Raw genomic sequence first — 6,426 nt, 5'->3', positions numbered from 1 at the left:
TCTTAAGTCGATTCTTGTCCAATGCGATTTTTAAAAATATTGCATTTACTGAATCGGTCGTCTCAAGACTATCTAAAGGAGATTTAAACTTTGAAGTAGATGAAGCGTATTTAAAGAGAACTGACGAATTTGGAACGCTTGCAAAGGAACTTCAGTCCTTAATCGATGCCTACAACGACCTTCTAAGCAAACTCATGGCCGACATGTCTCAAATTGGGGTGTTTTCAGAATCTTTACATGAAATCAGTGAAGAGAATGCTAAAGCTACAGAAGAGATGACAGAACAAATTGTGGACTTGTCTGAACGTGTAAATCAAGATATGGGCACAACACGTGCAACCTTTGCTGTGCTTCAAGATATGACAACGGGTGCTAATGTGGTTGCGGAGAATACGGAAAAACTGAATGCTACCATGAAAGACAACATGACAGAAACACAGAAGAGCTTTGACCTCCTAAACGAAACCGTAGAAGACATGGAACTTGTTTCGAATATGAGCGAAGAGACTAATGTCAAGATGAAGGCGCTCAAGAATTCTGCAAACGATATTGGTGGGATTACTGAGGCCATCAAGTCGATTTCAGAGCAGACAAACCTCCTTGCCTTAAATGCATCAATTGAGGCGGCAAGAGCAGGGGAAGCTGGTCGTGGATTTGCCGTCGTTGCAGATGAAATCCGAAAACTGGCAGAACAGTCCAATCTTTCAGCTAATCAAATCGCTGGTATTATTGATGTGATTCAAAGAGAGATTGAAGAAATTTATGTGAGATTTGACCAGATTTTTGTTGGGGTCAAGCGTGCATCAGATGCTTCTGAAACCACTAAATCAAGCATGATGAAGGTCATCACAATTACTGAGACTTCGAATGTTTCGGTGGAAGAAATTGCGGCAATTTCAGAGGAGCAAGCTGCTTCAATGCTTGAAGTAAATGATTCCATGACGCGGTTTGAACAAACGCTCGTCAACACGAACAACATGACGACGCACATCAGTGCCATCGCCCAGGAACAAATGGCTTCAACGGAACAGATTTTAAATATGATCGACGAACTTAAGTCAAGGTCAAGTGAACTTGTTCAAAAGGCAAGTCAATTTAAATTAAAGGAATAGGCAGATTCTTAGCAAAAGTATAAAATTAAAGCGACATCAAGTCTTTTTGGACTTGGTGTCGCTTTTTAAAGTTTTGTTATCAAGTGCATTTCTTTAATCTTACTGCAACGGCGTTTGCATGGGCATCAAGGCCTTCTGCCTTTGCCATGCGATGCGCTGATGGTCCAATGCGTTTTAATGCATCCGGATGGATGGTCTGATGTGTCAGGGTCTTTAAAAAAGTCCCCACATAGACGCCACCTGTATACCTTGCAGCCTTTAAGGTCGGCAGGGTATGGTTGGTGCCCGAAATATAGTCGCCAAGGACTTCTGCTGACCACTCCCCAATAAAAAGAGAGCCGTAATTGTATAATTTATGAGTGACTGCGCTTGGTTCTTCAAGGGCAAGTTCAAGGTGTTCCGGTGCCAACTGATTGCATAGTTCAATACCTTCTTCGAGTGTATCGATAAGGATAATTTCACCAAAGATCTCCCATGATTTTCTGGCGATTTCAGCGGTTGAGAGTATCTGCAGTTGTTTTTCAACTTCAATAAGCACTGCCTCTGCAAGCGTCTCGCTTGTGGTGACGAGAATGCCCTTAGCCAGCAAATCATGTTCTGACTGTCCTAGAAGGTCAGCTGCAACGATTTCTGGGTCTGCTGAACCATCTGCCAAGATCATCACTTCACTTGGTCCTGCGACGAAGTCGATGCCGATTTGACCGTAGCATTGACGCTTGGCCTCTGTGACGTATTGGTTGCCAGGACCAACGATTAAGTCAACCGGTTTTATGGAAGCGGTACCATATGAGAAGGCTGCAATGGCATGTGCGCCACCAACCACATAAATTTCATCGACACCTGCAATGTCCATGGCCACAAGTGTTTCAGGCGCAATTTGTTCTGTCCCTTTAATGGCAGGTGAACAAGCGACAACACGTTTTACCCCCGCAACTTTAGCTGGAATGATCAGCATGAGGGCGGATGAAAATAAGGGATAGTTACCACCAGGTACATAGCAGAGACAAGATTCGATTGGAAGAACCCTATGGCCTAATTCAATGCCTGGAGAAACTTCAAATAGGGGTAAATCTGTGATTGTTGATTTTTGAGCCATGGCAAAATCGCGAATATGTTGGCAGGCTATTTTTAGGTCTTCTATCAATTCGCTTGAAACCAATTTGTAGGCACTTTTTATTTCTTCAGGAGTCACCCTGAGATTGTGTCTCTTGTTTGAATCGAACTGTGTGTTATAAGCCAGTAGGGCAGCATCCCCATTTTGACGTACAGAGTCTATGATTTGAGTGACGTTTGATTTTAATGCTTTGAGATCTTCAGGAGGTCTCTCCACCGATTTTTTCAAATATTTCATATATATTTTGAGCCTCTTTTCTTTAGATAAGGGATAGAACTGTTTACTTATGTCCTCTCACAGGAACGATGCAAATGAATTTCAAAGGTGTGGTGCCTGTATTTGAGAATTGGTGTAAAGTATTAGAAGGTACATATGCATAGCTACCAGCTTTAATTTCATGTAGTGTATCTTCGATCAACAAAGTGCCTTCACCTTCTATGACATAATTGATATGAGGCCAATCATGCTCATGCTTAGGCGAAAAACCTTCTGCTTGAAGTTCGATGACTCTCATAACGTGATCTTCCCAACCTTCTGACGGAGATACGAGTACTTTCATAGCTGCATTCTTAGCTTCACTGCTCATTATTTCTGAAGCGATTAAATCATTAAAATTGCCAACGACCATTGGATCCTCCTTGTTTTTCGTGTTTTGAGTTATAAATATTATAACAGAAATTTAAAAGGTTTAAAGGGCTAATATGGTAAAATTCAGGTGATTTATTAGCGTCACGAAATATTTGAGTTGCTAATTATCCTATGCTATACTAAATGTATATTAGGGGGAGTCATCATGGATTATTCAGAGAAGCGTACATTAATTTTAAAAGGCGATATGAAAAAGGTCATATGGACATTGTCCTTGCCCGTTATGATCAACAATTTTATCCATACAATTTACAATTTAACAGATACTTTTTTTGTAAGTCGCATTGGTGGAAATGAGGTAGCATCCATTCAGCTGGTCTGGTCAATCAATTTCTTGGTAATGGCTTTTGGCATTGGCATGTCCATTGCAGCCAGTGCACTGATTTCTCAATATATAGGTGCAGGACGGTATAATAAGGCCAAATCTGTATCAGGTCAAGTACTGAGTCTTTTGTTTTTAATGTCGGTTGTCTTTGCGCTTGTAGGGTACACCATGAGTGGTTCTATTGTCGCTTGGATGGGGGCGACGGGATCGCTCTATGAAAATGCTTATCAGTATCTATCGATTACCTTTATGGGTATGCCTGCCTTATTTTTAATGTATGCCTTCAATGGCATTAAGCAGGGCCAAGGGGACATGATCACGCCAATGATGATTGGTGGTGCATCGGTCATTTTAAATATGATTTTAGACCCGATTTTTATATTTGTTTGGCACATGGGCATCTCAGGTGCTGCAATTGCAACGGTCATTTCCCAGGCAATCTTTGCAGTCTATGCTGTGAGTCTTTTATTTCTAAAGGATAGTGGCATTCGAATTAAGGGGAAAGACCTCAAGTGGGATAAAGCAATTGTACAAAAAATCATTAGGGTTGGTTTACCTTCCTCAATAGGGCAAGCCACAACAGCTTTTGGCTTTACAATATTGAATGTTTTCTTAATCACATTTGGAGAGACGACTTTGACGGCATTTGCCATAGGCAATCGTGTGAGTTCCTTGATTATGATGCCAGCAATGGGGATTGGGAGTGCACTTGCCACTGTGGTGGGTCAGAACCTAGGTGCTGAGAATGTGAGTCGTGCCAAAGAGGCCGTAAAGACAAGCACCTTGTTGACAACGACGATTCTCGTCATAGGGGGCTTAATCATGTGGCCCTTTTCAAAGGCAATTGTGTCTGCTTTTGCAACCAAGGCAGTGGTCATAGAGAGCAGTACAGAATATCTGAAGATGATTATTATTTCAATCCCCTTAATGGGATTCTTTCAAATTTTGGTAGGTACTTTTCAGGGATCAGGTCATACCATGTCTGCAATGGTCATAATGATGGGGCGCCTTTGGGGCCTTCGAATTCCCATGGTTTTCGCACTTAGCAAATGGTCGAATTTTGAACCATCCAGTGTTTGGTATGCCATGATTTTGAGTAATCTTATCATCTGTGTGATTGGATTTTTGATCTATCTCACAGGCAACTGGCAACATCAGATTATCAAGCAAAAACCTCAAGTGAATGTTGAAAATTAAAAAGGGTTTATTGCAAATCTAAGAAATTAGATGAGCAATAAACCCTTTATTTGATTAAACTAAAGCCTAAAATAGCGACTTGGTCTTTATGAGTTTAGCGACAAAAAATGAAGCGCTACTGATGATGATAATGGTAATGCCAGAAGGTATGTTCAAGCTGTATGATACAAGCAATCCCAAGATGATGAACAAGATGCTCACAAGGACAGAGGCAATCATAACTTGACTGAACTTGCTAAAAAACAATTTTGCGAGCATGGGTGGAATCGTGAGCAAGGCAATAATTAAAATAATGCCTGCAAGCTTTATAAGTGCCACAATCGCAAGTGATATGAGTGCAAATAAAATCAAGGTGTAGCGTTCGACATTAATGCCTAGGACAGAGGCATACTCTTCATCAAACAGGAAATACTTCCAGTAGTTGAACTGGGAGAGAATAACCACTAAGGTGACTGCCAGTGAAAAAGCGATGAACTTCAAGTTGCTGTTTGAGACGGTAAGAATATCTCCGAATAAAAAGCCGTTAATATCTGGTGGGAAACCTGGCTTTAAATAGATAAACAATAAGCCTATGGCCATGCTGAAGGACCAGATCATGCCAATAATAGTATCGGTATAAGCCTTTTCATTTTTTCTAGATGCTGAGATGACCAGGGCTGATAGAAATGAAAATGACAGTGCACCGATTAGGTAGTCAAAATTAAAATAATGAGCAATACCAATGCCACCAAGACTGGCATGAGCAATACCACCGCTCATCATCACCAGTTTTTTTTCAATGATGATAGTGCCGATGATGCCACAGAGGATACTGGCGAGAATACCACCAATTAAGGCATTGCGCAAAAAGTCATACTTTAAAAAGTCTGCGAGTATCATTGAGGCCTCCTTGCACTGAGATCTATAATTTCATGTTGTTCAAGTACTCTGTGTGGTGCACCATGTGCAATCAAGTCCACAGGGCAACCAAAGGTACGCTCAATTTCTGCACTAGTAAAGGCCCTTTCAGGGTGATAATGAAGGGTCTGGTTTAAACAGGCAACCGATTTAACATAGGAAGAGACAGCGCCAATGTCATGGCTGATGAGTAAAACAGTGGTATTTTGATCGCGGTTAATATCTCTTAAAATATCATAGATTTCATTTCTGGAGCTGTTGTCGACGTTTGAAGTCGGCTCATCAAGGATTAGAATCTCAGGAGATTGAATCATGGCTCTGGCAATCATGGCCTTTTGCATTTGTCCGCCAGAGACCTTGTTGATGTTTTTATCGAGACAATTGTCTATATGCAAGTAGGCTGCAAGTGAAATCGCCTTTTCTTTATCAGCCTTTGAATGACGATGAAAGAGCCCTGAACGCGGTTTAATGGCTCCCATGAGAATCGTGTCCATGACGGTTATCGGAAAGTTTTTTTCAAACTGAGAATACTGAGGGACATATCCAATGCGGAGCTGTGAAGCTTTGTTGACAACGCCCTTTTGAATGGGGATCAACCCCAAGATGGCCTTAATCAGTGTTGATTTTCCGGCACCGTTTGGTCCGATGATGCCTATGTAATCTCCACGCTTTATGTCAATGGAGATTTGGTCCAAAATTAGATTGTTGCCATATTGGACACTAATGTCCTTAAGCTGTAGTAGTAAATCCTTATCCATATTAGCCTCACTCACCTAAATGTTGAATTAGTAGATTCATTGCGTCAAAGTAATTTTCAGATAGTGGTTCAAGAGGAACGGCATTGCCACCAATTTGCTCAGAAATAGACCTAGCTTGTTCCACAGAAAACTCGTTTTGATAAAATAGTGTTTTTATATGATTGGCCTTGGCAATGTCAATGGCATTTTGAATGTCTTGGATAGTCGGTGACTTGCCCTCGTTTTCAATAGAAATAAAGGACAGACCATAATCATATGCAAAGTAATTGTAGGATGAATGGTAAATCAAATAAATTTTATGGTCGCTTGCAGCCACCTTATCGACCACCTCTTGATCAAGTGCGGTCAATTGCTTTATTAACGTTTCTGCATTGG

The 6,426-nt window shown here is 41.1% G+C and carries 7 protein-coding genes; 2 read left to right on the top strand and 5 right to left on the bottom strand.

What is annotated here, in order from left to right; genetic code table 11:
* Positions 1–1,112, top strand: a 1,112-nt coding sequence (locus tag AC220I_RS16420) for a methyl-accepting chemotaxis protein (RefSeq protein ID WP_486724944.1), incomplete at its 5' end; no start/stop codon positions are given.
* A 79-nt stretch (positions 1,113–1,191) separates the two neighbouring features.
* On the opposite strand, the gene hisD is transcribed toward AC220I_RS16420, so the two are convergent.
* Both hisD and AC220I_RS16410 read right to left on the bottom strand, forming a co-directional pair.
* On the bottom strand, positions 1,192–2,463 hold the full coding sequence (hisD, locus tag AC220I_RS16415) for a histidinol dehydrogenase (RefSeq protein WP_486724943.1): 1,272 nt from the start codon (positions 2,461–2,463) through the stop codon (positions 1,192–1,194).
* A gap of 43 nt (positions 2,464–2,506) precedes the next feature.
* Entirely contained in the window at positions 2,507–2,854 is a 348-nt protein-coding gene (locus AC220I_RS16410; RefSeq protein WP_486724942.1) for a cupin domain-containing protein, read from the bottom strand.
* 165 nt (positions 2,855–3,019) lie between these two features.
* Between AC220I_RS16410 and AC220I_RS16405 the strand changes: the two genes are divergently transcribed.
* Positions 3,020–4,396, top strand: a complete 1,377-nt coding sequence (locus tag AC220I_RS16405; protein WP_486724941.1) for an MATE family efflux transporter — start codon at positions 3,020–3,022, stop codon at positions 4,394–4,396.
* A gap of 66 nt (positions 4,397–4,462) precedes the next feature.
* Here AC220I_RS16405 and AC220I_RS16400 read toward each other — a convergent pair whose 3' ends face one another.
* The 3 genes from AC220I_RS16400 to AC220I_RS16390 form a co-directional block, all read right to left on the bottom strand.
* Positions 4,463–5,275: a metal ABC transporter permease gene (locus AC220I_RS16400; protein ID WP_486724940.1), complete on the bottom strand. Its 813-nt coding sequence runs from the start codon at positions 5,273–5,275 to the stop codon at positions 4,463–4,465.
* Positions 5,272–6,051, bottom strand: a complete 780-nt coding sequence (locus AC220I_RS16395) for a metal ABC transporter ATP-binding protein (protein ID WP_486724939.1) — start codon at positions 6,049–6,051, stop codon at positions 5,272–5,274. The genes AC220I_RS16400 and AC220I_RS16395 overlap by 4 nt, the downstream gene beginning before the upstream one ends.
* A 7-nt stretch (positions 6,052–6,058) precedes the next feature.
* On the bottom strand, positions 6,059–6,426 hold a 368-nt coding region (locus tag AC220I_RS16390; protein WP_486724938.1), incomplete at its 5' end, for a metal ABC transporter solute-binding protein, Zn/Mn family.

Source organism: Fusibacter sp., from assembly GCF_057447755.1.
The sequence above is the reverse complement of the archived record's forward strand: the minus strand, read 5'-3'. Positions and strand labels throughout refer to the sequence as shown.